The following is a 26,274-nucleotide window of genomic DNA, read 5'->3' as shown; positions in this document are numbered from 1 at the left end:
GCGGAACCTCGCCGGGCGGGAGCGACGCGGTCGCCCGCGACGCGGAGCGGTGGACGGCGACCGACTTAACAGCGCCGCGGCCCGACCGCCGCCCGTGTTCCGCGATCTCTCGCGGCCGATCGAGACGGGGATGCCGACCTACCCCGGTGACCCCGACGTGACGCTCGTGCCCGACGCGACCCACGAGACGGACGGATACGCGACGAGCGAACTCCGGACCGGGACCCACGCGGGAACGCACGTCGACGCGCCGAGGCACACGCTGCCCGAGGGCGAGGCGATAGACGAGCGGGACGTGGGACGGTTCGCGTTCGAGGCCCGCCTCGTCGACTGCCGACCGCTCACGCCGCGAGAGCCGATCGCGCCCGACGCGCTGCCGGATCCTGACGCCCTCGACCGCGACGTTGACCTCCTCGTCCTCCGGACCGGGTGGGAATCGCACTGGGGGACCGAGCGGTACCGCGACCATCCGTACCTGACCGCGGCGGCCGCCGAGCGCTGTCGTGCGGCGGGCGTCGGCGTCGGCCTCGATACGTTCGGACCGGACCCGACGCCGACGGCGGACGGAAAAAACGGCGGGGAGTCGATCGGCGGCGACGAACCCGACGGCACCCCCGCCCACGACGCGCTCCTGAGCGACTCGCTCCCGATCGTCGAGAACCTCCGCGGCCTCGACGGCCTCCCGAACCGGTTCCGGCTGTACGCCTTCCCGCTCCGACTTCACGGCGCCGACGGGTCCCCGGTGCGCGCGGTCGCGGAGTGGGAGGAATAAGGCGAACGGACGCGGACCGCCGCGCGCGCCGGATCGCGGGCGCCCCAGACCAAACCCGTTTTAAGCGTCGGCGACGAACCGCGCCATAAGGTCGATATCCATGGAAATGCCACGCCGCTTCAACACGTACTGCCCACACTGTGACTCCCACCACGAGCACGAGGTGGAGAAGGTCCGATCGGGTCGCGCGACCGGAATGAAGCGCGACGCGCGGCAGCGACGCCGCGCCCTCGCGACGATCGGCAACGCCGGCGGGTACTCGAAGGTGCCCGGTGGCGACAAGCCGACGAAGAAGACCCACCTGAAGTACCGCTGCGGCGACTGCGGGAAGGCCCACATGCGCGAGGGATGGCGCGCCGGCCGTCTCACGTTCCAGGAGTAAGCATGGCGGGAGACTTCCACCGCGTCGCCTGCGGCGACTGCGAGAACGAACAGGTCGTCTTCGGCAAGGCCTCCTCGACGGTGTCGTGCGCGGTCTGCGGCACGACCCTCGCGACCCCCACCGGCGGGGAGGCGGAGCTTCACGGCGAAATCGTCGAAACCGTTGAGGCGCGGTAACCGCCTCACCCACCCCGTATGAAGTACAGCGGCTGGCCCGAACCCGGCGAGTTGGTTGTCGGCGACGTCGACGAGATCGCCGACTTCGGCGTGTTCGTCGACCTCGACGAGTACGAGGACAAGCGCGGTCTCTGTCACATCAGCGAGGTCGCGTCCGGCTGGATCAAGAACGTTCGCGACCACGTCCGCGAGGGACAGACGGTCGTCGCGAAGGTGCTGGAGGTCGACGAGTCGTCGAACCAGATCGACCTGTCGATCAAAGACGTCAACGAACACCAGCGCAAGGAGACGATCCAGGACTGGAAGAACGCCCAGAAGGCCGACAACTGGATGCTCATCGCGCTCGGCGAGGACGTCGACGACGACCGCTACACGTCGGTCGCCAACGCCCTCCTCGCGGAGTACGAGAGCCTCTACGACGCCTTCGAGTCGGCCGCGATCAGCGGCGACGAGGCGCTCGACGACGTCGACGTCGACGGCGACACCGCCGACGCGATCGTCACGGCCGCCCGCGACAACGTCTCCGTCCCGTACGTCGACGTGACGGGGTACGTCGACCTCGAGTCGGCGGCTCCGGACGGCGTCGACGACGTGCGCGACGCGCTCGCGGCCGCCGAGGGGAACGGCGAGATCCCGGACGGCGTCGAGCTCGACGTCGGCTACGTGGGCTCGCCCGAGTACCGGATCAAGGTCCGCGCGCCGGACTACAAGACGGCGGAGTCGCAGCTCGAGACCGCCGCCGAGCGCGCCCGCGAGTCGATCGAGGCCGCCGGCGGCGCCGGCGAGTTCCACCGCGAGCGGCGCGAAGACGACGAGTAATCGCGATCCGTTCGACCCGCGACTTTTTCACCGTGAAATCAGATATCCGCGTCTGCGCGAACTGGGAGACCGCTCACGACCGACCGGTGTACGCGCTCGGCGACCGCTGTCCGGCGTGCGACGGCCCGACCGAGAACAGCGCGCCGGCCCCGTTCGGCCCGGAGGACCCGTACGGCGAGTACCGGCGGCGGGCGCGGCGGCGGTCGGAGTAGTCCCCGCCCGGCAGAGGTCAGACGGACGGTCGTCGGCCGCGACCTATCGCGCGCCGCCGGAATAGCCACCCTCTTGTGACCGCCGCCCGGACGGACGGGGTATGGAGGACATCGAGATCGACGAGGTCGCGACGCCGGAATTAGACGACCCGGTGTTGATCGAGGGGCTGCCGGGCGTCGGCCACGTGGGGAAGCTGGCCGCGGAACACCTGCTTGAGGAGTTCGACGGGGAGTTAGTCCGCCGGGTGTACGCCACGGAGTTCCCGCCGCAGGTGAGCGTCGACGACGAGGGGGTCGCGGAGCTGACCTGCGCCGAGTTCCACGCCGTCGAGACCGACGGCGCCGACCTGCTCGTGCTGACCGGCGACCACCAGGCCGGGTCGAACGCGGGCCACTACAAGCTCACCTCGACGTTCCTCGACGTGGCCGAGGAGTTCGGCGCCGAGCGGGCGTTCGCGCTCGGGGGCGTCCCGACCGGCGAGCTCGTCGAGGAGTACACCGTCCTCGGCGCGGTGTCCGACGGGTCCCTCGTCGACGACCTCGGAGACGCCGGCGTGGAGTTCCGCGCCGATGAGCCGGCCGGCGGCATCGTCGGCGTCTCCGGACTCGTGCTCGGCCTCGGCGGTCGGCGCGGGTTCGAGGCCGCCTGCCTGATGGGCGAGACGAGCGGCTACCTCGTCGACCCGAAGAGCGCGCGCGCGGTGCTGGAGGTCTTAGAGACCGTCCTCGACATGTCCGTCGACTACGAGAGCCTCGAGGACCGCGCCGAGGAGATGGAGGAGGTCGTCGGGAAGATCCGCGAGATGCAGGAAGGGCCGGCGGTGCCGGACGACGACCTCCGGTACATCGGCTGAACGGCCGCGCCCCCGCCTCGTTTCCCTCGGTGGCCCGTCCCCGTCGAGGGGTCCGAACCCCCGGTTCCGGCAGAGCTAAACCGCATCCCCGATCATCGATCGTTTATGACAGACGTACGCGTCGCCGGAGTCGGGCTCACTCCCTTCGGCAGCCACCCGGAGCGCACCGGCCGCGACCTGTTCGGCGAGGCCGCGCTGCGGGCGTTCGAGGACGCGGCGGTCGACAGGGCCGACGTCGAGGAGCTGAACTACGGGAACTTCATGGGGGCGCTCGCCGAACACCAGGGCCACCAAGCGCCGCTGATGGCCGAGGCCGCGGGCGTCCGCTGCCCGGCGACGCGCTACGAGTCGGCGTGCGCCTCGGCCGGCGTCGCGGTCCGCGAGGCGGTCCGGACGGTGGCGGCGGGCGACGCCGACGTCGTTCTCGCGGGCGGAATGGAGCGCATGACGAACCTCCCGACCGACGAAGTGACCGAGGGGCTCGCCATCGCGGCCGACGACCTCTACGAGGTGCGGGCCGGGGTGACCTTCCCGGGCGCCTACGCGCTCATGGCCAACGCCTACTTCGACGCGTACGGGGGGAGCCGCGAGGACCTCGCGCATATCGCGTCGAAGAACCACGAGAACGCCCTCCCGAACGAGTACGCCCAGTACCGCAAGGAGGTGTCCGTCGCGGAGGCGATGGACGCCCCGCCGGTCGCGGAGCCGCTCCACCTCTACGACGCCTGTCCGATCACCGACGGCGCGAGCGCGCTCGTCCTCGTCTCCGAGGAGTACGCCGCCGAGCACGACCTCGAGGCCTCGGTCGCGGTGACGGGGACCGGCCAGGGGACCGACCGGATGGCGCTCGGCGACCGCGAGCGCCTCGCACGGACGCCGGCCGCGGACGACGCCGCCGACGCGGCCTACGCCGACGCCGGCGTCGAGGCGGCCGACGTCGACGTCGCCGAGGTCCACGACTGCTTCACCATCGCGGAGGTGCTGGCGCTGGAGTCGCTGGGGCTGTTCGAACCGGGCGAGGGGATCGCGGCGGCCCGCGAGGGCGTCACGACCGCCGACGGCGACCTCCCGGTGAACCTCTCGGGCGGGCTGAAGGCGAAGGGGCACCCGGTCGGCGCGACCGGCGGCTCGCAGATCGCCGAGCTGACCCGCCTGCTCCGTGGCGACCACCCTAACAGCGAGCACGTCCCGGACGCCGAGGTCGGCGTCGCGCACAACGCGGGCGGCACGGTCGCCAGCGCGGTCGTCCACGTGCTGGAGGTGGCGGAATGAGCGACGACGGCGCGGACGCGACGGACGCCTCGTCGCCGACGGACCGGGAGTACGCCGAGTGGCTCGACGCGCTCGCCGACGGAGACGGGTTCGCGATCGTCTGCCCGAACGGGCACGGCTCGCTCCCCCCGCGTCGGGTGTGTCCCGAGTGCGGCTCTCCCGACCTCTCGCGGGAGCCCCTCGACGAGACGGGGACGGTGGCGACGTACAGCGTCGTCCACGTCCCGTCGCCGCGCTTCGCGGACGACGCGCCGTACGCGACCGCGGTGGTGGACTTCGGTCCGACGCGGCTGACGGGAATCGTCCGTGACGGCGGCGCGGACGACGAAGCGCCGGCGGTCGAAATCGGCGACGCGGTCGCGGTCGACGTGGGCGAGCGGGCCACAGACGGCGAGCGGCTCGTCGTCTTCCGGCCGGCGGGCGAGCGCTGAGCGCGGTAGCCGACCAACGGCCTCGGAGACTCGGAGCGGAAACCGGTCCTGGGGAGCGTTTCTGCGACGAGCGTGTCAACGCCAAAACCGTTATATCCGGGTCGTCGGTAGTCGGGACACATGCCCGACCGCATTCCGGTCCTCCTCGTCGACGACGACCCGGACCTGCGCGAGGTCACCGCCTCGTTCTTGGAGCGCGAGGCGGACCGGATCGCGGTCGAGACGGCGCCCGGCGCGGCGGAAGGCCTCGACGCCTTAGCGGAGCGCGACGTCGAGTGTATCGTCTCCGACTACGAGATGCCCGGGACGGACGGGCTCGCGTTCCTCGCGGAAGTGCGCGAGCGCCACCCGGACCTCCCCTTCATCCTCTTCACCGGGCGGGGGAGCGAGGAGGTCGCGAGCGAGGCGATCTCCGCCGGCGTCACCGACTACCTCCAGAAGCGCGGCGGCACGGAGCGGTACGAGCGGCTGGCGAACCGGATCGTCGAGGCCGTCGAGAAGCGGCGCGCCGAGCGGGACGCCGAGCGAGCGATCGGCCAGTTCCGCGCGGTCGCGGAAGGCGCGTCGGACGCGATCCTGTCGGTCGACACCGAGGGCGTGATCCGGTTCGCGAACCCGGCCGTCGAGTCCGTGTTCGGGTACGAGCCGTCGGAGCTGGAGGGCGAGCCGCTGACGACGCTGATGCCCGAGCGACACCGCGAGGACCACCGCGAGGCGGTCGACCGCTACCTCGACACGGGCGAGCGGGGCGTCGACTGGACCGACGTCCAGTTCGACGCGCTCCACCGGGACGGCCGCGAGATACCGGTTTCGCTGTCGTACGGCGAGTTCACCGCGGACGGCGAGCGGCGGTTCGTCGGCGTGGTCCGGGACCGGACGGAGGCCGACAGACACCGGGCGTTCGTCGAGCACGCCAGCGACGTGGTGGCGGTGATGTCGAGCGACTGGCGGTTCCGCTACCTGAGCCCCTCCTGCGAGCGCGTGACCGGCCACGCACCGTCCGACCTGGTCGGCGAGCGCTCGCTGGACTACGTCCACTCCGAGGACCGCGACGCGGTCAGGACGGCGTTCGAGAACCCCACCGCCGGCGAAGGCCTCCCGACCGCCGAGTACCGGTTCAAGACGGCCGACGGCGAGTTCCGCTGGCTCGAGTCCGTCGGGAGCGAGCGGATCGAGACCGACGGGATCGAGGGGTACGTCGTCACCACGCGCGACGTCTCCGAGCGGAAGGAGCGCGAGCGCACCCTCGCCCGGCTCCGGGAGTGGACCCGAGAGCTCAACTACACCCGGACCATCGACGAGGCGGCCGACCTGGCGGTCGAGGCGGTCGACGACCTGATCGACGCAGGCCTGAGCGGGATCCACCTGCGCACCGACGAGGGTGACCGCCTCGAACCGATCGCGCTCGGGCAGTCGGTGCCGAACCTGTTCGAGACGCAGCCGTCGTACGACCGGGACGCGCCGCCGGAGACGCGGGCGGCGCTGGCGTGGGACGCGTTCGAGGGCGAGGAGTCGATCGTGATCGACGAGCTGTCGACGTACGAGCCGCTCGACGAGCCCTCGCCCGCGGAGAGTCTGGTGTTGCGCCCGATCGGCGACCACGGGCTGTTCGTGGTCTCCTCGCCGGACCCGCACGAGTTCACCGACACCGACGTCCTCGTGGCCGAGATCCTCACCGGGCACCTCGAGGCGGCGCTCGACCGCATCGAGCGGGAGAGCCGCGTCGAGCGGCTCCACGGGGCCACTCGGACGCTCGTGGGGGCGGAGTCTCGGGAGGAGATCGCCGAGCGGGCCGTGGAGGCCGCCACCGACGTGCTGGGCTTCTCGATCGTCACCGTCCGGGTCCACGACGAGGCGGCCGGGGGACTGGTGCCGGCGGCGGTCTCGCCGGAGGCCGAGGAGCTGCTCCCGGAGCGCGAGACGTTCACGCCCGACGGCGGGAGCCTCAACTGGGCGGTCTTCGAGGAGGGCGAGCAGCGGATGTACGACGACATCCGGACGACGGACGCGCTCGACGCCGACACGGCGCTCCGAAGCCTGCTTATCGTCCCGATCGGCGACTACGGAACGATCGCGGTCGGCGAGACGGAGCCGGGGGTGTTCGACGGCGTCGACGAGTACCTCGCCGGCATCCTCGCGACCGCGGCCGAGACGGCGTTCCAGGCCGAGGCGCGCACCCGACGGCTCGCCGAGCGGACCGCGGAGCTGGAGCGGCAGAACGACCGGCTCGAGGAGTTCGCCGGCGTGGTGTCACACGACCTCCGGAACCCGTTAGAGGTCGCTCGCGGCCGGACCGAACTGGCCCGCGAGGAGTGCGACAGCGACCACTTGGCGGCGGTCGAGCGCGCGCACGACCGGATGACCGCCCTGATCGACGACCTGCTCACGCTCGCCCGCGAGGGCGACCCCGTGACCGACGCCGAGCCGGTCGACCTGGGACGGATCGTCGGCTCCTGCTGGCGGACCGTCGACACGCGAGACGCGACGCTGCGTAGCGAGGCCGAGGGGATTATCCTCGCGGACGAGGGGCGGCTCAGACAGCTGTTGGAGAACCTGATCCGAAATGCGATCGAACACGGCGGCGAGGACGTGACGGTCACGGTCGGAACGCTCTCCGACGGCTTCTACGTGGCCGACGACGGGCCGGGGATCGAGCCGGACCGGCGCGAGGCGGTGTTCGACGCCGGCCACTCGACCTCGCAGTCGGGGACCGGGTTCGGGTTACGGATCGTCGAGCAGGTGGCCGACGCGCACGGGTGGACGGTGCGCGCGGTCGAGAGCGAAGCGGGCGGCGCGCGGTTCGAGATCACGGGCGTCGAGCCCGCGGGCTGACCGCATCGAGACGCGACGGGGAAAAGTAGGGTTCGAACGGTCGGCTTTTCGCGCGGTCGCGTCAGTTCCGCGTGACCAGCTCGACCTCGTGGCCGTCCCGGTCCTTGGTGAACGCGTAGTTGTGGTCGCAGGAGGCTGGGTCGCGGTAGTCGGGCGCCTCGCGGGTCATGAGGTCGTCCCAGGCCTCGTCGAGGTCGTCGACGCGCACCGCGACGTGGCCCCAGCCGTCGCCCATCGTGTACTCGCGGCCGTCGTAGTTGTAGGTGAGCTCGATCTTCATCGCCTCCTCCGAGGCGTCCTCGGGCGCCACGAAGTAGTTCGAGAAGGAGTCGGCCTCCCAGCGCCCGGGGACCTCGGCGTACTCGAACTTGCGGGTCCAGTAGCCGAGCGCCTCGTCGGCGTCCTCGACGCGGATCATCGTGTGGTCGATGCTCCACTTCGCGCCGTGGTCGCGCTTGACGATCTCGATCTCGTGGCCGTCGGGGTCCTTCACGAACGCGTAGCGGTTCCCGCAGGACTCGGGGTCGCGGTAGTCCTCGACGCCCTCCGCCATCAGCTGGTCGTACGACTCCTGCAGCGCGTCCTCGGGGACGCGGACCGCGATGTGGCCCCACGCGTCGCCGATCTCGTAGCTGCGGCCGTCGTGGTTGTACGTGAGCTCCAAGAGGGCGCCGTCCTCGTGGACGTCCTCGGGCCCGAGGAAGACGTTGGTGAACGTGTCCGCCTCCCAGCGGCCCTTCTCCTCGTAGTTCAGGTGGGTCTGGTACCAGTCGAGGCTCTCTTCGAGGTCCTCGACGCGGATCATCACGTGGTCGAGCGTTCCGTCCATACCCGAGCGATCGGTCGCTCGAGTCAAAAGCGTACTGAAGCCCGAAGCCGACCCGCGGCGCCGGACCTGAGGAACTGATACCGCACAACTTCGCGTTTTATTAACACCGAACGGAGTGGATAGATACCGTTCGACGCCCCATCCCGTACGTTCGCCGTCTTCCGGCGGCGCACGTTCCAAATGGCAAACGAACCGACGAAGCCGTCCGCGCCGGACGGCACGGCAGCGCAGTATCGCTCGCACGCAACACCTCCCGACTCGGGGACGCTCCGACAGGTCGCCGCGTTCGCGGCCGGGGCGCCGTTCACCGCGCTCGTCGCGGCCGTCGAGGTGGCGGTCGTGACGGCCGCGCTCGGCGTGCCGCTCTCGACCGCGCCGGTCGCGGTGGGGTTAGTGGCGTTCGCGGTGTACGCCGCGGACCACGTCGCCGACGCCGAGGGCGACGCGGGGTCGACCCCCGCGCGGGCGCGAATCGCGCTCCGCTACGCCGACCAGCTGATGGTCGCGGCCGCGGTGAGCTACGGCTCGGCCGTCGCGCTCGCAGCCGGCGCGGGTCCCGCGGCGCTCGCGCTCGTCCTCGTCCCCGGCGCGGTGTGGATCGGCTACGCCACCGACTGGCTCCCGGCCGCGGGGGCCTTCGTCGCGCCGCTCGACGAGATCTCCGTGCCGCGCCTGAAGGACGTCTTCCTCCTCAACTCCGCGGCCGTCGCGCTCGCCTGGGCGGTCGCCGTCGTCGCCGCGCCGCTCGCGTTCGCCGGCGTCCCCGTCGACTCGGTCGGAGCGCCCGCGGTCGCCCTGCTTTTCGCCTACGTCTTCGCCCGCTCGTTCGTCGACGTCGAGGTCCCGAACGTCAGGGACGTGGCGGCCGACGCGGCGCAGGGCGTGGCGACGCTCCCCGTCGCGTACGGGGTCACCGGAACGCGCCGGATCCTGCTCGGCGTCGACGCCGTCGCGGCGGGACTGCTGGCGGCGGCCGCCGCGACCGGCGGGGGGTGGTCCCCCGCCCTCGTCGCGCTCGGCGTCGGCCTCGCGGTCTCCGTGACCGTCACCGCGCTGGCCGGCCGGCTCCGCGGCGCGGCGCTCGGCGTCGCGCCCGACTGTAGCTACCTCGTCGCCGGCGCCGCCCTCCTCGCGCTCGCGCTGTGAGGCGGCGACGAACCCGGCGTTGAGGGCCGAGAGACCGATTTTTTCAATAAGATAACTCGGCCCGATGAGTTATAAATCCGATGCGCGTAAAAAAACACCATGACCGCGTTGAGTCCGCTCTCCGTCACCCTCCTCGTCGCCGTGACGGTCGGACTGGCGGCGGCGATCCTCGCGTGGCGGGAGCGCCCGGAACCGGGCGCGACGTGGCTCGCGGTGCTGCTCGCCGGGCAGGTCTGGTGGGCGACGTTCCTCGTCTTCGAGCTGGAGGCGGCGACGCTGCCGGCGAAGGCGCTGTGGTACGACGTCCAGTGGCTCGGCGTCGTCGTCATCCCGGTCGGCTGGCTCTTCTTCGCGCTGGCGTACACCGGCTACGACCGCTACGTGACGCCGTTCTCCGTGGCGGTGGTGTCGATCGTGCCCGCCGCCACCGTCGCGGTCGCCGCTGCCGGCGACCCGGGCAACCTCCTCGCGGTCGACCGGGTCGTGCGCGAGACCGCAGTCGGGACGTTCCTCGACGTCGTCCCCGGACCGCTGTACTACGTCATCGCGGGGTACACCTACCTCCTCGGCGCGGTGGGGTCGATCCCCCTGATCCAGCTGGTCCGCGACGACGCCCGCCCGTTCCGGGGACAGAGCGCGGCCCTGCTCGTCGGGACCGCGGCGCCGTGGGGCGGCAGCGTCGCGTACCTCTCCGGCGCGATTCCGATCCCCGGGCTCGACCCCACGCCGCTCGTGTTCGTGATCTCCGGGGTGGGGTACCTGCTCGCGCTCTCCCGGTTCCGGCTGCTGACGCTCGCGCCGGCCCCGCGCCGCCGCGCCCGACAGCTCGTCTTCGAACAGCTTCACGACCCCGTCTTCGTCGTGGGCACGGAGGGGCTCCTCGTCGACCTGAACGAGAGCTCGGCCGAGACGTTCGGCGTCGACCGACGCGAGGCGATCGGCCAATCCGCCTCCGCGGTCGTCCCGAAGTACGACGCGGTCAGCGGCCTCGACGCCGAGGGAGACAAGCCGCGAGCGGTTCCGATCGTGGGCCGCGACGGGCGACGGCCGTACGAGGCGACGGTGCGAGACGTGGTCGACGACCACGGCCGCACCACCGCGCGGGTGATCACCTACCACGACGTCGGCGCGTACCTCGGGCAACAGCAGCGGCTCAACGTGCTCAACCGCGTGTTCCGTCACGACGTCCGGACGGAGACCAACCTCATTCAGGGGTACGCCGAACAGCTCCGCTCGGACCCGACCGACGAGCGCGCCCTGTCGGTCATCGAGAAGAGCGCCGGTCGGATGCTCGAACTTAGCGAGCGCACCCGGACCGCCGGCGAGCTGTTCGACCCGACGGAGGAGTCCGAGTCGGCGCCGCTCACGGACGTCGTCGACGAGGCCGTCGCCGAGGCGCGGGCGGTCGCCCCCGACGCGCGGATCGAGGTCGGTCGCGTGGCGGCCGTCCCGGTTCCGGCCGTGTTGGAGGTCGTCTTGGGGAACCTCTGTACGAACGCGGTCGGACACAACGACGCGGACGCGCCGTGGATGCGGATCGACGCCGCGGTCGCGGACGGCTGGGTCGAGGTCACCGTCGCCGACGACGGCCCCGGGATCGACCCCGCCGAGTACGACGTGTTGGACCGCGGCACGGAGACGCCGCTGCGACACGGCAGCGGGATCGGCCTGTGGATCGTCAAGTGGGGCGTCGACCACCTCGGCGGACGGATCTCGTTCGACGAGCGCGAGCCGACCGGGACGATAGTGACGGTCTGCGTCCCGGTCGACCGCTCGGAGACGCCGGGAGCCGACCCGGACGGGGAGCCCCCGAATCTGCCCCTCGACGACTCGGCGACGGCCGACGAGTCGGCCTCGCTGGGGCCGCCGCCGAACGCGGGTCGATAGGCACTTGACGCCGGGCGGCGACCCCGACGTATGGACGCTACGGCCACGACTTATCTCCCGTACGCGCTGCTCGCGATGGGCGCGTACGCGCTCGTCTCTCCGCTGATGCGCGTCGCCACGACCGGTCCGAACGCGATCCCGAGCGACGTCGCCGTCGTCGTCTCGAACACGCTGCTCGTCGCCATGGCGATCGGCGTGATCGCGTACACCGGGCAGGGCTTTACCACCCACCTCGCGTCGCCGAAGTTGGCGCACGTGCTCGCGGCGGGCGTGTTCCTCGGCATCGGCATCCTCGCGCTGTACCGGTCGCTCTCCCTCGGCCCGGTGAGCGTCGTGACGCCCATCTTCGCGATGTTCCTCGTCTTCTCGTCGGTGATCGGCTTCCTGTTCCTCGGCGAGTCGTTCACGGCCCGGAAGGGGCTCGGGATCGCCTTCGCCGCCGCGGCCGTCTACCTCGTCTCCGGCGCCTGACCGGAGGAGGTCGATCCGAGGCCGACGAACCCCACCGATCCGGAACCGTCTGCCGCGTGACGAAACCCCTTTAGCCGCCAGCGGGAAAGGAGCGCACCCGCCGTGTCTCGCCTTCCGAGCTCCCTGCGCGCGCTGATCTCGTACGTCGCCGACCTCCCGAACCCGTTCCGCCTGCTAATCCTCTACATCGGCTTCGCCCTCGCGAGGGTCGGGCTGATCGACCGCCACCGCGTGGTCCGGACCACCGACCTGGCGTGGCCGCGGATCGTGACCGGGATCGCGCGGATGTCGAAGAACGCGGTCGACGTCGCGATGGTCGGCGTCGCGGTCGGCACCAGCGCCGTCGCCGGCGTCGGCTTCGCGGGCCCGTACTGGGGGCTCGCGTTCGCGCTCGGCGGCGGCGTCGCCGGCGGCACCATCGCCCTCGTCTCCCAGCGCTACAGCGCCGAGGCGTTCGTCGAACTCGGCGACGCCGTCCGGTCGAGCGTGCTCCTCGTGATCGCGATCACGATCCCGGTCAGCGCGGCGTTCTGGTTCTTCTCGCCGGCGTTCATCGACGTCCTGAGCAGCAACGAGCGGGCGATCGCCTACGGCGCCGACTACCTCCGCGTGGTCGGGCTCGGCGTCCCGTTCGCCGCGCTCAACCTCGTCGGCAGCCGCGTGCTGGTCGGCTGCGACGACGCCTACACCGCGATGCAGGTCCGCGCCGGCGGCGCGCTCGCGAACATCGTCCTCAGCGCGCTGTTCATCTTCGGCTTCGGCTGGGGCGTCGAGGGCGCCGCGGTCGGCACCGTCCTCTCGAACGTCCTCGCGGTCGCCGGCTTCACCGTCGGGCTCGTCCGCGGGAGCGCCCCGCTGATCGGCGAGTTCCCGGTCGCGATCGACGCGACCGGCTCGTACGTCAACCCCGGAATGTTACGCGACCTCGTCGAGATCGGCGTGCCCGTCGGCGCGCGCAACCTCGTGTGGACCGCCGCCGAGTTCCCGATGCTCGCCATCCTCGACGTGTTCGGCGAGAACACGGTGGCCGCGTTCGTCATCGCCCGCCGCATCTGGGGGATCATGAACACGCCCGGCTGGGGGTTCGGCCTCGCCTCCTCCAGTCTGGTCGGACAGGAGCTCGGCGTCGAACGCCCCGACGAGGCCGAGGCGTACGCCCGCGACATCATCCGCTTCTCGGTGGCGACGTACGCCGTCTCGGCGATACTGATCGCGGTCTTCGCGACCGACATCGTCTCGCTGTTCGCCCAGTCGCCCGACAGTCCAGAGATACCGATCGCCGTCGACCTCGTGTACGCGGCCTGTGCGGCGGTGATCTTCCAGGGCGTCTCCGGCGGCGCGGCCGGCCCCCTCGACGCCGCCGGGGACACGAAGATCCCCTTCGCGAGCCAGTTCCTCGGGATGTTCTGCGTGTCGATACCCCTCGCGTACGTCGGCGCGCACGATTCGACGCCGGCGATAACGGTTCCCGAAGTCCTCACGATCCCGGCGGTAGAACTCCCGCTCGTCGGCTTCGTGACCCCGCTCATAGAGATTCCGTTCGTCGGGTTCACGCTCCCGCAGGTCGCGCTCCCCGCGATCGGCCTGTGGGGGCTCTACCTCGCGTTCATGGCCGAGACGACGATCCCCGCCGCGATCAACTACCTCCGGTTCCGCTCCGGGAAGTGGAAGGCGATCAGCGAGGCGTACCGGCCCGAGGCGACCGCGGACGACTGAGGCGGGCGGCGAGCCGATCGCCGCTCCTCGAGTCACGTGCGGGCGCCGTGTGAGCGAAATAGTATTTTATATACTACACACTACTCGAAAAGTAAGAATCTGGAAAAGTCCAATCGGCGCTCGCTGCGGGATCAGTATTGGATGGTAGGCACAATAGTTATGCGGCAGCGACACTGATAGTTCGGTATGATGAACTGCGAGAAAGCGCGGTTGTTCGGGTCGGCACTGGTACTGTTACAGGGAGTCGTGACGGCGCTGTTCCCACGGACGAGCGTCCGCCTCACCAAGAAGATGATCGGGAAGAACTTCGATAACGCCGACGAGCTCGAGGCGACCCCGGCGTACGTCCGGCAGCTGCGCGCGATCGGCGTGGGCATGATCGCGGCGGGCGGCACGGGGCTGCTGCTTCAGGACGCGGACGAGTTGGAGGCCGACCTCTCCGAGATCGCCGACGCGGCGGGGACCGAAGGCGAGGAGTGACCGACTCCGATGGGAGGGCCGCGGGGAGGCGCCCGACGCGCGGCCCCGAGTCGGCCACCGCCGGTCCCGATTCGGCGCCGCGCGTCGGGCGAGGACGGAAGCCGGGGCGGGCCGCTCCGCGGAGCGTTCGACGGCGCTGGGCGCCGGCTTTCGGACCGCGTGGTCGGCAACCGAGAACGCCCCGCACGCTTTTGGTCGGTCTCTGAGAGGGTACGCTCGTGAACGACGAGCTATTCGAACGGATCCTGATACCGATCGCGGGCCCCGACGACGCCGAGGCCACGGCTCGGGCGGTTCGACCGCACCTCGACCCGGGCACGACGCTCATCGTGACGCACGTGACGCGGGGCGAGAGCGGCGAGACGACGATCAAGACGGGTCGAGACGAGTTCGCGGGAGCGACCTATGATACTTTTTTCGACATCCTCTACCGAGACGACCTCGAGTTCGAGTGGCTGACGCTCGAGGCGCAGGAGGTCGCAACGGCGCTCGTCGACGCCGTCGGCATGACGGAGGCGACGCTCGTCGCTTTCACCCCGCGAGACATCGACACGTGGAAGCGGACGATCACCGGCGACCCCGGAGGCCGTCTCATCCGAGAGGCGGACGTTCCGGTGATGGTCTTCCCGGACCGGCGAGCGTGACGCGCGACCGACGCGCGAGGGGGCCAACCGGTGTCCGCCGCTGATCCCCGGCGTCGGCGGCGGATCGCTTCGGACCCGTCCGATCACTTCTCGTCGGCGTGCCGGACCTCGACCGCGACCCCGCGCGTCGACCCCGCCATCTCCGGGCCGGACATCGCGGCGCGGCCGACCGCGAACGCCTTCGGCCCCTCGACCACGACCTCGTCGCCCACCCGAATCTCGTCGTCGGCGTCGACGACGCCGGGCGCGAGGACGGAGCCGCGTGGGACGAAGGAGTCGATCTCGACCCGCTTCGTCGGCGCGTCGCTCGCGACCCAGCGGCGCGCGCCGGCGAGCGTGAAGGAGAGGGTGCCGTATTGGGGAACCATCGTCGCCAGCTGCTCGCCGGGCTCGCCCTCGCGGCCGGCGTCGGGGTCGTCGCCCCACACCTGGAGCTTGGGGTAGCGCCCGGTGGTGCGGACGTCGGCCTCGCCGCCGTACGCCCCGCCCCCGTCGCCGTCCCCGCCGGCCGCACCGATCCCGCCGAAGAGGTCGTCGCCGGCGCCGTCGCCGAGGAGGTAGTCGGCGATGGCGCGGACCGTGTTGTGCTCGCGCTCGCGCTTGCTGTAGGCGGGCTCGCCCTGGAGCGCCGCGTTCAGCTCGCCGAGCGACTCGTCTGTCGTCGGGTGGTCGACGCAGGTGTACTCGAAGTCGACGTCGACCGCCCCCTCGACGCGCTCGCAGATCTCCCGGTAGCCGTCCTCGGGGACGTGCGCGATCACGCGCGAGTAGTCGTTGCGGTCGAGGTAGCGACGCAGCACCTCCGCGACGAACCCGATCTCGTCTTCGCTCCAGTCGCCGGTGACGACCGAGTCGTAGTGCTGCGCGGGGTATGTCGTCTCGAGCTCCTGCGGGACCACGCCGATCGGCGAGGTCATCGAGACGGTGTGGCCGCGCCACCGGATCGCGTCGTGGAACTGGCGGTGGCTCTGGGAGTCGCTGTAGGGCTTGGTGGCCGAGCAGGGGACCAACACGAGCGGCTGGTCGGTGAATCGGTTCCGGTAGCGGCTCGTAACGCGGTCGGCGAACCGCCGGATCTCGACGCGGTCGAGCGTCTCGGCGCTCGCCGCCGTCACCTCCGCGTCGCGCATCAGCGGCGTGCGCTCCTCCAAGTACCCCCACTGGTCGTCGAACTCGCGGAACGCGGCCGTGAGCCACCGCTCGTGGCGGGCCTGTCCCTCGACGTAATCCCGGAGGCGGCCGCTCCGGATCCGCTCGCGGACGCGGCGGAGTTCGGCGCGCAGCGCGTTCACGTTGTGGTCGGCGCAGTCGGCGCGCGTGAACTCGCTCCGCGGTTGCGCGCAGGCCGGGCAGGCGCACGGCAGCTCGTCGAGGTCCTCGAGGAAGTGCTCCGCGTCGGCTGTGAGGTACATCCCCTGCGTCCCCTTCGTCCGCGCGAGCGTCGCGTCGACGAGGTCGACGCCGGCGTACGCGAGCAGCGCGACGTTCCGCGGCGTGGCGACGCCGGAGAGGCCGAGCGCGGCGTCCGGCGGCAGGGTCGCTTTCGCGCGGACTATCGCGTCGCGGAACGCCTCGCCGTGGCCGACGAACCCCTGCGCGTCCGAGAGGAGGTACGCGTCGGCGCCCACGTCGCGGGCGCTCCGGCTGTCGACGACCGCCGCCGAGGGGAACTCTGCGTCGGGGTGGTCGACCGCGAACGACTCGCGGACCTCGTCGCGCGTGCCGGCCGGGAACGACCGGTGCGGGAGCACCGTGAGCGCGCGCTCGTCGCCGTCGGGCACCTCGCGGTCGCCGGCCCAGAGGCTCCCGGCGTCGTCGAGGAACGGGTCCGCGAGCGCCGGCGTCGCGACGGGGTCGGCGAGGCGGACCTCCCCGAGGCGGGCGGCGCCGTCGCGCTCGTGGACCTCGAAGTAGTCGGTCATACCTCCACTCGCGCGGGGACGGTCAATTCTCTTGTGTTCCGCGGTCGGCGTCCGGTAGCTTCGCCGCAACTGTTAGGCCGAACGCGACCGACCGATCGGTATGGACCCGACCGGCCCGTGGGACCGCGACCGCGTCGACGAGTTCCTCGGCGCCGCGCGCGTCCCGGTCCGCCTCGGCTGCCGCACGCCGAGCGACCACCCCTGGATCGTCTCGCTGTGGTTCGCGTGGGACCCGGACGCGGGAGCCGGGACCGACGCCGAAACCGGTTCCGACGACCCCACCGGCGCGATCCGCTGCGCGACGAGCGCGAGCGCCGACCTCGTCGAGTTCGTCGAACACGACGAGGAGGTCTCATTCGACGTGTCGACGAACGACCCGCCGTACAAGGGCGTCCGCGGTCGCGGCCGCGCGACGGTCCGCCCGGACGACGACAAGCGCCTCCTCCGGTCGCTCCTGACGAGGTACCTCGGCGGGACGGACAACGCGACCGCGGACCGGCTCCTCCGGCCCGACCGCGAGGAGGTCGAGATCCGGATCGAGCCGGAGCGGCTCCACACTTGGGACTACACGGAGCGGATGGGCTCGACGGAGGAGTGAGGCGAGCGCGGGCGGCCGGTCTCGGACCGGTTCGCGTCGCTCTCCGAGAGGCGATCGTTTAAGCGGTCGCCGGGCCACCGGGTGGTATGAGCGTTCTCGACACCCACGAGTACCGCGCGTTCCGCCGCGACCTCCACCGCCACCCGGAGCCGGCGTGGCGCGAGTTCTACACCACCGCCCGCATCGTCGAGGAACTCCGCGAGCGGGACCTGACGACGCTCCACGTCGGGCCCGACGCGCTGGCGACCGACGAGCGCCTGAACGTCCCCGACGACGAGGAGTTGGCGGAGTGGGAAGCGCAGGCCCGCGAGGCGGGCGCGGACCCCGACGTTCTCGACCAGCTCTCCGGCGGCTACACCGGCTGCGTCGCGGTCGTCGAGCGCGGCGACGGCCCCGTGGTCGGCCTCCGGGTCGACATCGACGGCCTCCCGATCACGGAGTCCGAGTCGGGCGAGCACGTCCCGGCCGCGGAGGGGTTCCGCTCCGAGAACGAGGGGTTCATGCACGCCTGCGGCCACGACGCCCACGCGACGATGGGGCTCGGCGCGCTCGACGCGGTCCTCGACTCCGACTTCTCGGGGACGCTGAAGGTGTTCTTCCAGCCGGGCGAAGAGCAGGTCGCGGGCGGCAAGCCGATGGCGGAGTCGGGGCACCTCGACGACGTCGACTACCTGTACGCGGTCCACGTCGGCCTCGACCACCCCTCCGGCGAGGTCGTCTGCGGCGTCGAGGGGTTCCTCGCGGTGCGGCACTTCCTCGCGGAGTTCTCGGGCGAGCCCGCCCACGCCGGCGCGCGGCCCGAGCAGGGCCGGAACACGGTTCAGGCGATGGCGGCCGCGATCCAGAACCTCTACGCGATCCCGAGGCACGCCGACGGCCCCACGCGGGTGAACGCCGGACTCGTCGGCGGCGGCACCGCGACGAACATCGTCCCCGAGGAGTCGTACATCGAGGGCGAGGTGCGCGGGCAGACGACGGAGCTCGCCGAGTACATGTCCGACCACGCCGACCGGATCCTCGACTCGGCCGCGGAGATGCACGACTGCGAGGTCGACGTCTCCACGCTCGGTGAGGCGCCCAGCGCGACGAGCGACGACGCGCTCGCCGAACTCGTCGGCGAGTCCGCGAGCGACGTGGCGGGCGTCACGAACATCGTCGACAGCGACGACCTCGGCGGCTCCGAGGACGCGACGTTCCTGATGAACCGCGTCCAAGAGCAGGGCGGGCTCGCCTGCTACCTCGGCGTCGGGACGGACCACCCGGGCGGCCACCACACGACCGACTTCGACGTCGTCGAGGACGACATCGCGGTCGGCATCGACGTGATCGCCGGCGCGATCCGGCGGGTCGCCGAGACGCGACCGTAAGAGTCCGGAGCGCTTTTTCCACCAGTATTTAAAAACATCTGCGAAGGCTTTTATAAACGAATGCGGTGGCGCGTGCCGACGAGCGGCCGCCACCGGCGGCCGCGAGTCGCCCGCGCGAGGGAGTCGGTCGCCGAGCGAAGCGACGGCGACCGACGAGGCTGGGGAGGCGTGAGGCGCTGTGCGGTGCGTTCCCGCGAGCGAAGCGAGCGGGAGCACGGAAGTCGCAGCCCGCGCAGCGAATGGAGTGAGCGAGCAGGAACGTCTTCCGGAGGGGCGGGACTCGAAGGGGCAGCCGCGAGGCGTGCGCAGGCGACGTAAGGACCGCAGGAGCGAACGGAGTGAGCGACGAGGACCGCAGCGAGCGTGCGCACGCCTCGCGGCTGGGGCTTCGATGGTGTCGGTTTTAATCTGTCATTTATAAGCGGCCGCGTACAGCCGAGCGGTCGAGACTCCGGCGGTGTCGGTCGGCCATTTATAAGTAAAACCGTACAGCCGAGCGGCTGGGGCTTCGGTGAACGTCACCACACAGTCGCCTATTTAAAAAGAGCCGACCACGAGTCCGCCGCTTGGACCTTCGCAACTCAGAACGTGAGGTGCGAACTCGACGCCGGCCCCTCGTCGTCGCCGTCGTCGTCCGGGAGCCCCTCGTAGAGGTACGTGAGGTCGTCGTCCGTGAGGAACACCGCGCCGTCACGCACCTCGATATCGACCGAACGGAGCGTCGTCCCCGCGGCCTCGCCGTTGTCGCAGGAGCCCGCACAGGAATCGAACGCCGAGCCGTGCTTCGGACAGACGACGGAGCCGCCACGCGTGACCGCGCCCACTTCCTCCCGGTACAGCCGCTGGTCCTCGTGGGTACAGCGATTGATCCACGCGCGGACGGACTGCTCCTCGCCGTCCCTCTCGCCCGTCGCCCCCGCGTCCGGCTCGTCCGCGCACGGAACGAGAAACACCTCGCGGTCTTCGTCGCCCTCGCGAGCAGTGAACGCCCACGAGCCCCGCTCGCGCACCGTCTCGACGGCCGTGAGTCGGTAGCCGCTCACGGCCTCAGTACTTCGCGTCGGCGCCGGTCGTCTCGTAGACGCGGTCCATGATGTCGTCGCGCTCGCGGGTCCAGTTGGCCATCGCGGCGGGGCTCGTCGGGTACTCGTCGTAGTGGCCGATCAGCTCGTCCGCCAGCGACTTCGTCTGGTAGAAGTTCCGGATCGTCCCCCAGTAGCCGAAGGACTTGATCGCGGCCTTCACCTTCAGCCCGAAGGACATCGAGGTCGACCCCTCGTAGAGCGCCTCCGCGAGCTTCTCGCCCGGCAGCGACGCGAGCAGTCCCATCAGGTCGTCGACGTCCACCGCGGTCGAGAGGACGTTGTACACGTCGAGGCCGGCGTAGCGCCCGCCGAAGTGGTCCATCACGCGGGCGTTGTACCGCCAGAGGTTCTCCTCGCTCACGTCGCCGTCGGAGATTGCCTTCACCGCCTGCTCGCCGGCGTACTTGCCCGCGTACGCCGCGCCAGCGATGCCGCCGCCGGTCGTCGGGTTCACGTGGCCGGCGGCGTCGCCGACCGCCATGTAGCCGGGCGCGACGGCCGAGTCGTAGGGGCGTCTGGTCGGCAGCGCGGCGCCGAGCTTGTCGCGGACCTCCGCGCCCTCGAACTCGGGGCGGTCCCGGAGGTCCTGCTTCAGCGACTCGACGAGCTGCATCGGCTCCTCGGTCATCTGGAAGCCGAGCCCGGCGTTGATCTCCGTCGCCGTCCGCGGGAAGTACCAGAGGTAGCCCGCCGCGCGGTCGGTCGCCTTGAACACCAGGGCGTCGTCCCACTCCACCGGCTCCGGGACGTCGACGATCTCGCGGTACGCCGAGCAGAACTGCGAGTACCGGACGTTCGTGTCGAAGGTGGTCCCCTCGAAGTCGGCCTTGTCCTGGAGCAGCGAGAGCGACCCGGCGCCGTCGATCACGACGTCGGCCGCGTACGTCCGCGGCTCGCCCTTCCGGACCGCGTGAAGGCCCGTGACGCGCCCCGTCTCGTCCTGGAGCACGTCGTTGATGACGGTGTCGTAGTGGAAGTCGACGCCCGCGTCCTCGGCCCCGGCGATGATCTGGCGGCCGTACTCCCAGCGGTCGATGACCGCGAGCTCGCCGGGGACCGGGATCTCCAAGACCGTGTCCTCCTGCGGGATCTCGAAGCGGCCGTGGTCGACGCCGGTGTTCGTGAACGCGGGTTCGAGCCGCGACTTCGGGATCGCCTCCGGGAAGGCGTCTGCGCCCTTCAAGGCGTCGCCGCAGGCGATGTGGCCGGCCTCCTCCTCGTCCTTCCGCTCGACGATGACGACGTCGAGCCCCTCGTTCGCGATCGTCGCGGCGGCGTAGCAGCCGGCGGTGCCGGCGCCCGCCACGACGACGTCGTACTCGTCGATATCCATTACCGGACCGTGTCGTGCGCCCGGCAAAACTCTTTGCTCCCGTTTCGGTCGGATCGTCGGGGACGGATTCCGTCGACGGCCGGCCGCGCGGCCGGTCGGTGTTCGGTGCCTAACTGTTCAGGCTCACCGTTTAACGGGCCGGCGGCGAACGCATCGGACATGGGGCAACTCGATCAGATCGACGCGGACCGCCTCCGGGCGTGGCTCCCGGAGGTCCGCTCGTCCGAGGCGACCGCGGCGCTGATGGTCGCCGTCGCGTACGACCGTGGCATCGGGACCGGAGAGCTCGCCTCGTGGTACGACCGCTCCGAGGAGTGGGTCGAGGAGACGATCGCGGCGCTCGACTCGGCGGGATTCGTCTCGACCGTCGCCCGGTTCGAAGGAGTCGATATCGAAGCGGTCGCAGCGGAGTCGAACCTCGCGCCGACGACGGTCCGCGACTGGTTCGACGACCTCGCCGACGAGCCGGTCTCCGAGGCCGCCGACGTGGTCCGGCGGTACGCGGAGGGGTCGGTGGAGCCGGTCCGCACCGGTTCGCCGTCGACCGTCTACCACCTCGACCGGAGCGTCGTCGCCGAGCGGGGCTGGTCGATCGACGACGACGACCTCTTCGAGAAGGCGGCCGACGCCGACCTCGACCTCCCGGAGTACGGGCGCTTCCTCGTCGAGCCCGGCGAGTCGATCCTCGAGGCGGCGGAGCGCGGCGGCCGCTCGTGGCCGTACGCCTGCCGCGGCGGCGCCTGCTCGAACTGCGCCGTGATCGTCGTCGAGGGCGACGTGGCGATGCCGGGGCAGTCGATCCTCTCGGACGAGCAGATCCGGGAGGCGAACGCCCGCCTCTCCTGCGTCGGCGTCCCGATCACCGAGGAGGTGAAGCTCGTCACCGGCGTCGGCGACGCGGAGGACTTCGCCGACCTGCGGCTGCCGTCACCGGCCGACGAGGCCGGCGCGTCGGACTGACGACCGCCGGTCGGGAGAGACCCCGCCCGACCGCAGCTTACTCCTCGGTCTCGTAGTGCTCCCCGGCGGCCTCGGGGATCTGGGTCCGGCCGACCAAAGCGAGCACGACGATCACGACGACGTACGGGATCGTCTGGACCAGCGTGTCGGGGACCGCGTAGCCGAGCTGCTGGAGCCGGATCTGTACCGCGTCGAGGCCGGCGAACAGCGCCCCCGCGCCGAGCGTTCCGACCGGGTTGTAGTTGCCGAACAGGTACGCGACGATGGCGATGAACCCCTTCCCCTGGACCATCGTCTCGCCGGCGCCGACGAACTGGCCGATCGACAGCGCCAGCGCCGAGCCGCCGACGCCGGAGAGGACGCCCGAGAGCAGGACGCCCGCGTAGCGCACCTTCGAGACGGAGACGCCGACCGTGTCGAGCGCCTTCGGGTTCTCGCCGGCCGCCCGGAGGTGTTTGCCGAACGCGGTCCGGTTCAGCAGCCACCACGAGCCGAGGGTCGCGAGGACCACCATCGTCGCGGAGTACTGCCACCCGACGCGCGCGCCGAGGTTCGGCGTGTTGACGCCGCCGAAGAACACGGTCGACATGAACGGCGCGAGCCCCAAGGCGATGAGCCATACCGCGAGGCCCGCGATGATCTGGTCGGCCTTGAACTCGATGCAGACGACCGCGAACACCGCGGCCAAGAACGTCGAGGCCGCGATACCGGCGAGGAACGCGAGCGCGAGCGCCGGGACGCCGAGGACGGCGTTCCCGACGCCGACGATCGACGCCGCGTACACCGAGGCGAACGCCGAGATGATGAGCAGTCCCTCCAGCCCGATGTTGATGACGCCGGACTTCTCGGCGAAGATGCCGCCCAGCCCGGCGAGCACGATGGGCGCCGCGAGCCGCGCCGTCGACGTCGCGGTGCTCGTCGAGAAGACGATGCCCGCGAGGTCGCCCGCGAGCGACTCGGGGAACGCGAGCCCAAGCACGCCGAGGACCGCGAGCACGCCGACGGTGCCGACGACCAGCGAACGCACGTAGCTCGACTCGCTCGCGCCCTCGAGGAGCGAGGCCGGCGAGAGGGGGTTACGCATCGGCCTCACCCCCGTCGCCGCCGGCGGACTCGTCGGGGTCCGCCGACCCCGAGCCGCTCGCACCGCTCGCACCGCCCGCGCCGCCGGGACCGCCGGCGACGCCCGTGTACCGACCGACCATCCGGAAGAACTCGGGCATCGCCACGAACAGGATGATGAGCCCGCGCAACACGGCGACGAGCTCCGTGGGAACGTCCGTCCGGAAGCCGATCTCCAGGGCGCCGCCCTTCAGGACGCCGAAGAGGAACGCCGCCGGCAACACGCCGATCGGGTTGTTCCCGGCGAGGATCGAGACGGTGATGCCGTCGAAGCCGAGGTCCGGAACCGAGGCCATCCACCGGCCCTCGGACATCAGCACCCACACCGAGCCGCCGACGCCGCCGAGCGCGCCGGACAGCGTCATCGCCCGCACGGTCGTGAGCTTCGCGTTCACGCCGCCGTACTCGGCCGCGGCGGCCTGGACGCCGCTCGTCCTGAGGTCGTAGCCGAACGAGGTGTGCTCGACGAAGTAGTAGAGCCCGCCGATGAAGGCGACCCCGACCAGCAGCGCGATCAGCGCGAAGTCGGTCGACGCCGGGAACAGCACCGACGGGAACTGCGCGTACTCCGGGACGTACCGGGTGGCGACCACGGAGGAGCCCTCGGCGCGGAACACCTCCAACACGAGCACGTACGCGACGTTCGCGGCGACGAAGTTGAGCATGATCGTCGTGATCACCTCGTTGGCGTCGGCGTACGCCTTGAGGGCGCCGGGTATCGCGCCCCAGAGGCCGCCGCCGACGGCGCCGGCCGCGGTCCCGACGACGATCAGCACGAGGCCGGCGACGGGGCCCGCCGGGAGGAGCGGCGCGAGCGCCAGGACGGTGAGCGCGGTCGCGAGCGCGCCGACGACGAGCTGGCCCTGCGTCCCGATGTTGAACAGGCCGGCGCGGAAGGCGACGGCGACGGAGAGCCCGGTGAAGATCAGAAGCGTCGTCTCCGAGAGCGTCAGGCCGAACGAGAGGTTAAAGGGCGTCCATCCCGGGTTGAACAGGCCTGGGTCGCCGACCGCGAACGGGTAGCCGAGCGCGCCGTTGAACAGCACCACGTACACCTCGAACGGATTATAACAGAACCCCAGCCCGGTGAACGGCATCGTCCAGGCCGCGGTCGAACACTCGGCTATCCGGCCGGAGACGAGCACGAGCGCGAAGCCGACAAGGATCGAGAGGAAGATGGCGGCGACGCTGATGACGAGCCGCTCAGCGACGCTCCGGTCGACGAACGGCGCGACCACGCGGGCGAAGACGGAGGGGCCCCCGTCCGCGTCGGGGTCCGAGTCGCTCACGCGTCCACCCCCTCGCCGCCGCCGGTCGCTCCGTCGATCCCGTTACCCGACGCGTCGTCCGCGCCGTCGCTCCCGCCGCCCGGCGCGTCGTCCGTCCCGTCGCCCGCGGCGTCGTGGATCGCGGCCCCCTCGACGGAGTCGTCGTCGAGCGACTCGCCGGCCATCAACAGCCCGATCTCCTCCTCGGTCACGGTCGCGGGGTCGACGATCCCGGTGAACTCGCCCTCGTGCATCACCGCGAGGCGGTCGGATAGTCCCTGTACCTCGTCGAGCTTCGAGGAGACGAGGAGGATCGCCTTCCCCTCGGCGCGCAGTTCGAGCAGCCGGTCGTGGAGGAACTCCGTCGACCCGATGTCGACGCCGCGGGTCGGGTGGGTGGCGACGACCAGCTCCGGGTCGCGCTCGAACTCGCGGCCGACGATGAACTTCTGCTGGTTGCCGCCCGACAGCGACTCGGCCTCCGCCTCGGCGTCCGGCGGGCGAACGTCGTACTGCTCGATGACTGACTCGGCGTGGTCGCGGGAGGCGTTCCAGTCGAGCCGGCCGCCGTTCGCGAACGGCGGGTCGTGCTGGCTCCCCAAGATCCCGTTCTCGACGAGGTCGTACGACATCACGAGGCCGCGCTCCTGTCGGTCCTCGGGGATGAACGCCATCCCGCGGTCGATCCGGTCGCGGCGCGTCTTCCCGACCATCGACTCGCCGCGGTAGCGGACGTCGCCGGACGCCGCCTCGCGCAGGCCCGTGATCGCCTCGACGAGCTGCGACTGGCCGTTGCCGTCGACGCCCGCGACCCCCAAGATCTCGCCGCCCCGGAGCTCGAAGGAGAGGTCCGAGACCGCCTCGACCCCCCGGTCGTCCTCGACGTCGAGGTCCGTCACCTCCAGCACGCGGTCGCCCGCCTCCTGCGGCGACGTCGCGGGCTCCATCAGCACCTCTCGGCCGACCATCATCTCCGCGAGCTCCTCGCGCGTCACGTCGGCGGCGGCGACGGTGCCCACGTTGACCCCGTCGCGGAGGACGGTGATGTCGTCGGCGGCCGACAGCGCCTCGCCGAGCTTGTGCGAGATGAAGATGATCGTCTTCCCCTGCTCGGTGAGCTCGTCGAAGACGCCGTACAGCTCGTCGACCTCCTGCGGCGTCAACACCGCGGTCGGCTCGTCCATGATGAGGACGTCGGCGCCGCGGTACAGCGCCTTCAGGATCTCGACGCGCTGCTGTTCGCCGACGGAGATGTCGGCGATCGTCGCGTCCGGGTCCACGTCGAACCCGTAGCGCTCGCTCAGTTCGACGACGGCCTCGCGGGCCGCCTCCCCGTCGACGCGCAGTCCGCCCCAAGTCTTCGGCTCGTTGCCCAAGACGACGTTCTCCCACACCGTCATCGGGTCGACCAGCATGAAGTGCTGGTGGATCATGCCGACGCCGGCGTCGATCGCGTCCCGCGGCGAGTCGAACGACCGCGGCTCGCCGTCGAGGCGGACGGTCCCCTCGGTCGGCTGGTAGAGGCCGTACAGCACGTTCATCAACGTGGTCTTGCCGGCCCCGTTCTCGCCGAGCAGGGCGTGGACGCTCCCGCGCTCGACCGCGAGATCAACGTCGTCGTTCGCGACGACCCCGGGGAATCGCTTCGTGATGCCGTCCAAGTGGACCGCCGGGTTCATTCACCCGTAACTCCGTG

The 26,274-nt window shown here is 71.1% G+C and carries 25 protein-coding genes; 18 read left to right on the top strand and 7 right to left on the bottom strand.

From position 1 onward, the window contains the following. Positions 1-94: 94 nt before the first annotated feature. The 9 genes from DVK07_RS02700 to DVK07_RS02660 all read left to right on the top strand — a co-directional run bounded on the left by DVK07_RS02700 (position 95) and on the right by DVK07_RS02660 (position 7,750). Entirely contained in the window at positions 95-772 is a 678-nt protein-coding gene (locus DVK07_RS02700) for a cyclase family protein (RefSeq protein WP_199719403.1), read from the top strand. Between the two features lie 100 nt (positions 773-872). Continuing rightward, positions 873-1,154, top strand: a complete 282-nt coding sequence (locus DVK07_RS02695; protein WP_004595867.1) for a 50S ribosomal protein L44e — start codon at positions 873-875, stop codon at positions 1,152-1,154. 2 nt (positions 1,155-1,156) lie between these two features. Next, positions 1,157-1,330, top strand: a complete 174-nt coding sequence (locus DVK07_RS02690) for a 30S ribosomal protein S27e (RefSeq protein ID WP_004595868.1) — start codon at positions 1,157-1,159, stop codon at positions 1,328-1,330. A gap of 18 nt (positions 1,331-1,348) precedes the next feature. Then, positions 1,349-2,149: a translation initiation factor IF-2 subunit alpha gene (locus tag DVK07_RS02685; RefSeq protein WP_121595623.1), complete on the top strand. Its 801-nt coding sequence runs from the start codon at positions 1,349-1,351 to the stop codon at positions 2,147-2,149. A 32-nt stretch (positions 2,150-2,181) separates the two neighbouring features. Further along, positions 2,182-2,361: an RNA-protein complex protein Nop10 gene (locus DVK07_RS02680; protein ID WP_004595878.1), complete on the top strand. Its 180-nt coding sequence runs from the start codon at positions 2,182-2,184 to the stop codon at positions 2,359-2,361. A gap of 101 nt (positions 2,362-2,462) precedes the next feature. After that, a complete protein-coding gene (locus DVK07_RS02675; protein ID WP_121595622.1) occupies positions 2,463-3,215 on the top strand; it encodes a proteasome assembly chaperone family protein in 753 nt (250 codons plus the stop codon). Between the two features lie 105 nt (positions 3,216-3,320). Beyond that, the gene (locus DVK07_RS02670) at positions 3,321-4,487 is read left to right on the top strand and encodes a thiolase domain-containing protein (RefSeq protein WP_121595621.1); all 1,167 of its coding nucleotides are present in this window, start codon (positions 3,321-3,323) and stop codon (positions 4,485-4,487) included. After that, on the top strand, positions 4,484-4,918 hold the full coding sequence (locus DVK07_RS02665) for a Zn-ribbon domain-containing OB-fold protein (protein ID WP_121595620.1): 435 nt from the start codon (positions 4,484-4,486) through the stop codon (positions 4,916-4,918). Before DVK07_RS02670 ends, DVK07_RS02665 begins: the two co-directional genes overlap by 4 nt. A 120-nt stretch (positions 4,919-5,038) precedes the next feature. Next, complete coding sequence (locus tag DVK07_RS02660; protein WP_121595619.1) at positions 5,039-7,750, top strand: PAS domain S-box protein; 2,712 nt, start codon at positions 5,039-5,041, stop codon at positions 7,748-7,750. A 61-nt stretch (positions 7,751-7,811) separates the two neighbouring features. Here DVK07_RS02660 and DVK07_RS02655 read toward each other — a convergent pair whose 3' ends face one another. Beyond that, entirely contained in the window at positions 7,812-8,579 is a 768-nt protein-coding gene (locus DVK07_RS02655; protein ID WP_121595618.1) for a VOC family protein, read from the bottom strand. Positions 8,580-8,759: 180 nt separating this feature from the next. Between DVK07_RS02655 and DVK07_RS02650 the strand changes: the two genes are divergently transcribed. The 6 genes from DVK07_RS02650 to DVK07_RS02625 all read left to right on the top strand — a co-directional run bounded on the left by DVK07_RS02650 (position 8,760) and on the right by DVK07_RS02625 (position 14,923). Beyond that, positions 8,760-9,725 carry a UbiA family prenyltransferase gene (locus DVK07_RS02650; RefSeq protein WP_121595617.1) on the top strand — a complete coding sequence of 322 codons (966 nt, stop codon included), beginning with the start codon at positions 8,760-8,762 and terminating at the stop codon, positions 9,723-9,725. 99 nt (positions 9,726-9,824) lie between these two features. Further along, positions 9,825-11,612: a histidine kinase N-terminal 7TM domain-containing protein gene (locus tag DVK07_RS02645; protein WP_121595616.1), complete on the top strand. Its 1,788-nt coding sequence runs from the start codon at positions 9,825-9,827 to the stop codon at positions 11,610-11,612. A gap of 30 nt (positions 11,613-11,642) precedes the next feature. Then, complete coding sequence (locus DVK07_RS02640) at positions 11,643-12,083, top strand: EamA family transporter (protein WP_121595615.1); 441 nt, start codon at positions 11,643-11,645, stop codon at positions 12,081-12,083. 102 nt (positions 12,084-12,185) lie between these two features. Beyond that, positions 12,186-13,799, top strand: coding sequence for an MATE family efflux transporter (locus tag DVK07_RS02635; protein ID WP_121595614.1), 1,614 nt, complete (start codon positions 12,186-12,188; stop codon positions 13,797-13,799). 186 nt (positions 13,800-13,985) lie between these two features. After that, positions 13,986-14,279 carry a hypothetical protein gene (locus tag DVK07_RS02630; RefSeq protein WP_121595613.1) on the top strand — a complete coding sequence of 98 codons (294 nt, stop codon included), beginning with the start codon at positions 13,986-13,988 and terminating at the stop codon, positions 14,277-14,279. A gap of 218 nt (positions 14,280-14,497) precedes the next feature. Continuing rightward, entirely contained in the window at positions 14,498-14,923 is a 426-nt protein-coding gene (locus tag DVK07_RS02625) for a universal stress protein (RefSeq protein WP_121595612.1), read from the top strand. Positions 14,924-15,006: 83 nt separating this feature from the next. Here the strand turns inward: DVK07_RS02625 and arcS are convergent, their stop codons facing one another. After that, the gene (gene arcS / locus DVK07_RS02620; RefSeq protein WP_121595611.1) at positions 15,007-16,845 is read right to left on the bottom strand and encodes an archaeosine synthase subunit alpha; all 1,839 of its coding nucleotides are present in this window, start codon (positions 16,843-16,845) and stop codon (positions 15,007-15,009) included. A gap of 100 nt (positions 16,846-16,945) precedes the next feature. Here arcS and DVK07_RS02615 point away from each other — a divergent pair, with 100 nt between their 5' ends. After that, positions 16,946-17,443: a pyridoxamine 5'-phosphate oxidase family protein gene (locus DVK07_RS02615; protein WP_121595610.1), complete on the top strand. Its 498-nt coding sequence runs from the start codon at positions 16,946-16,948 to the stop codon at positions 17,441-17,443. A gap of 86 nt (positions 17,444-17,529) precedes the next feature. Then, positions 17,530-18,810, top strand: coding sequence for an amidohydrolase (locus DVK07_RS02610; RefSeq protein ID WP_121595609.1), 1,281 nt, complete (start codon positions 17,530-17,532; stop codon positions 18,808-18,810). A gap of 581 nt (positions 18,811-19,391) precedes the next feature. Here DVK07_RS02610 and DVK07_RS02605 read toward each other — a convergent pair. Beyond that, complete coding sequence (locus tag DVK07_RS02605; protein ID WP_121595608.1) at positions 19,392-19,853, bottom strand: Rieske 2Fe-2S domain-containing protein; 462 nt, start codon at positions 19,851-19,853, stop codon at positions 19,392-19,394. Positions 19,854-19,857: 4 nt separating this feature from the next. Next, positions 19,858-21,228, bottom strand: a complete 1,371-nt coding sequence (locus DVK07_RS02600; protein WP_121595607.1) for a geranylgeranyl reductase family protein — start codon at positions 21,226-21,228, stop codon at positions 19,858-19,860. 159 nt (positions 21,229-21,387) lie between these two features. On the opposite strand from DVK07_RS02600, the gene fer reads away from it, so the two are divergent. After that, entirely contained in the window at positions 21,388-22,188 is an 801-nt protein-coding gene (gene fer / locus DVK07_RS24265; RefSeq protein ID WP_121595606.1) for a ferredoxin Fer, read from the top strand. A gap of 37 nt (positions 22,189-22,225) precedes the next feature. Here the strand turns inward: fer and DVK07_RS02590 are convergent, their stop codons facing one another. Genes DVK07_RS02590 through DVK07_RS02580 form a run of 3 tightly spaced genes read right to left on the bottom strand, consistent with a single transcriptional unit; the run spans position 22,226 to position 26,257 of the window. Further along, positions 22,226-23,272, bottom strand: coding sequence for an ABC transporter permease (locus DVK07_RS02590; protein WP_121595605.1), 1,047 nt, complete (start codon positions 23,270-23,272; stop codon positions 22,226-22,228). Continuing rightward, positions 23,265-24,599 (bottom strand): ABC transporter permease, encoded by a 1,335-nt coding sequence (locus DVK07_RS02585; RefSeq protein ID WP_121595604.1) that lies wholly within the window; start codon positions 24,597-24,599, stop codon positions 23,265-23,267. Before DVK07_RS02585 ends, DVK07_RS02590 begins: the two co-directional genes overlap by 8 nt. Next, positions 24,596-26,257 (bottom strand): ABC transporter ATP-binding protein, encoded by a 1,662-nt coding sequence (locus tag DVK07_RS02580; RefSeq protein ID WP_121595603.1) that lies wholly within the window; start codon positions 26,255-26,257, stop codon positions 24,596-24,598. The genes DVK07_RS02585 and DVK07_RS02580 overlap by 4 nt, the downstream gene beginning before the upstream one ends. Positions 26,258-26,274: the final 17 nt, after the last annotated feature.

Source organism: Halorubrum sp. Atlit-26R, assembly GCF_003666015.1.
Lineage (GTDB): Archaea > Halobacteriota > Halobacteria > Halobacteriales > Haloferacaceae > Halorubrum.
The sequence above is the reverse complement of the archived record's forward strand: the minus strand, read 5'-3'. Positions and strand labels throughout refer to the sequence as shown.

Coding starts and splice junctions, on each gene's coding strand:
- DVK07_RS02695 (WP_004595867.1), top strand. CDS start 873: ATGGAAATGCCACGCCGCTTCAACACGTACTGCCCACACTGTGACTCC.
- DVK07_RS02690 (WP_004595868.1), top strand. CDS start 1,157: ATGGCGGGAGACTTCCACCGCGTCGCCTGCGGCGACTGCGAGAACGAA.
- DVK07_RS02685 (WP_121595623.1), top strand. CDS start 1,349: ATGAAGTACAGCGGCTGGCCCGAACCCGGCGAGTTGGTTGTCGGCGAC.
- DVK07_RS02675 (WP_121595622.1), top strand. CDS start 2,463: ATGGAGGACATCGAGATCGACGAGGTCGCGACGCCGGAATTAGACGAC.
- DVK07_RS02670 (WP_121595621.1), top strand. CDS start 3,321: ATGACAGACGTACGCGTCGCCGGAGTCGGGCTCACTCCCTTCGGCAGC.
- DVK07_RS02665 (WP_121595620.1), top strand. CDS start 4,484: ATGAGCGACGACGGCGCGGACGCGACGGACGCCTCGTCGCCGACGGAC.
- DVK07_RS02660 (WP_121595619.1), top strand. CDS start 5,039: ATGCCCGACCGCATTCCGGTCCTCCTCGTCGACGACGACCCGGACCTG.
- DVK07_RS02655 (WP_121595618.1), bottom strand. CDS start 8,579: ATGGACGGAACGCTCGACCACGTGATGATCCGCGTCGAGGACCTCGAA.
- DVK07_RS02650 (WP_121595617.1), top strand. CDS start 8,760: ATGGCAAACGAACCGACGAAGCCGTCCGCGCCGGACGGCACGGCAGCG.
- DVK07_RS02645 (WP_121595616.1), top strand. CDS start 9,825: ATGACCGCGTTGAGTCCGCTCTCCGTCACCCTCCTCGTCGCCGTGACG.
- DVK07_RS02640 (WP_121595615.1), top strand. CDS start 11,643: ATGGACGCTACGGCCACGACTTATCTCCCGTACGCGCTGCTCGCGATG.
- DVK07_RS02630 (WP_121595613.1), top strand. CDS start 13,986: ATGATGAACTGCGAGAAAGCGCGGTTGTTCGGGTCGGCACTGGTACTG.
- arcS (WP_121595611.1), bottom strand. CDS start 16,845: ATGACCGACTACTTCGAGGTCCACGAGCGCGACGGCGCCGCCCGCCTC.
- DVK07_RS02615 (WP_121595610.1), top strand. CDS start 16,946: ATGGACCCGACCGGCCCGTGGGACCGCGACCGCGTCGACGAGTTCCTC.
- DVK07_RS02610 (WP_121595609.1), top strand. CDS start 17,530: ATGAGCGTTCTCGACACCCACGAGTACCGCGCGTTCCGCCGCGACCTC.
- DVK07_RS02600 (WP_121595607.1), bottom strand. CDS start 21,228: ATGGATATCGACGAGTACGACGTCGTCGTGGCGGGCGCCGGCACCGCC.
- fer (WP_121595606.1), top strand. CDS start 21,388: ATGGGGCAACTCGATCAGATCGACGCGGACCGCCTCCGGGCGTGGCTC.
- DVK07_RS02590 (WP_121595605.1), bottom strand. CDS start 23,272: ATGCGTAACCCCCTCTCGCCGGCCTCGCTCCTCGAGGGCGCGAGCGAG.
- DVK07_RS02580 (WP_121595603.1), bottom strand. CDS start 26,257: ATGAACCCGGCGGTCCACTTGGACGGCATCACGAAGCGATTCCCCGGG.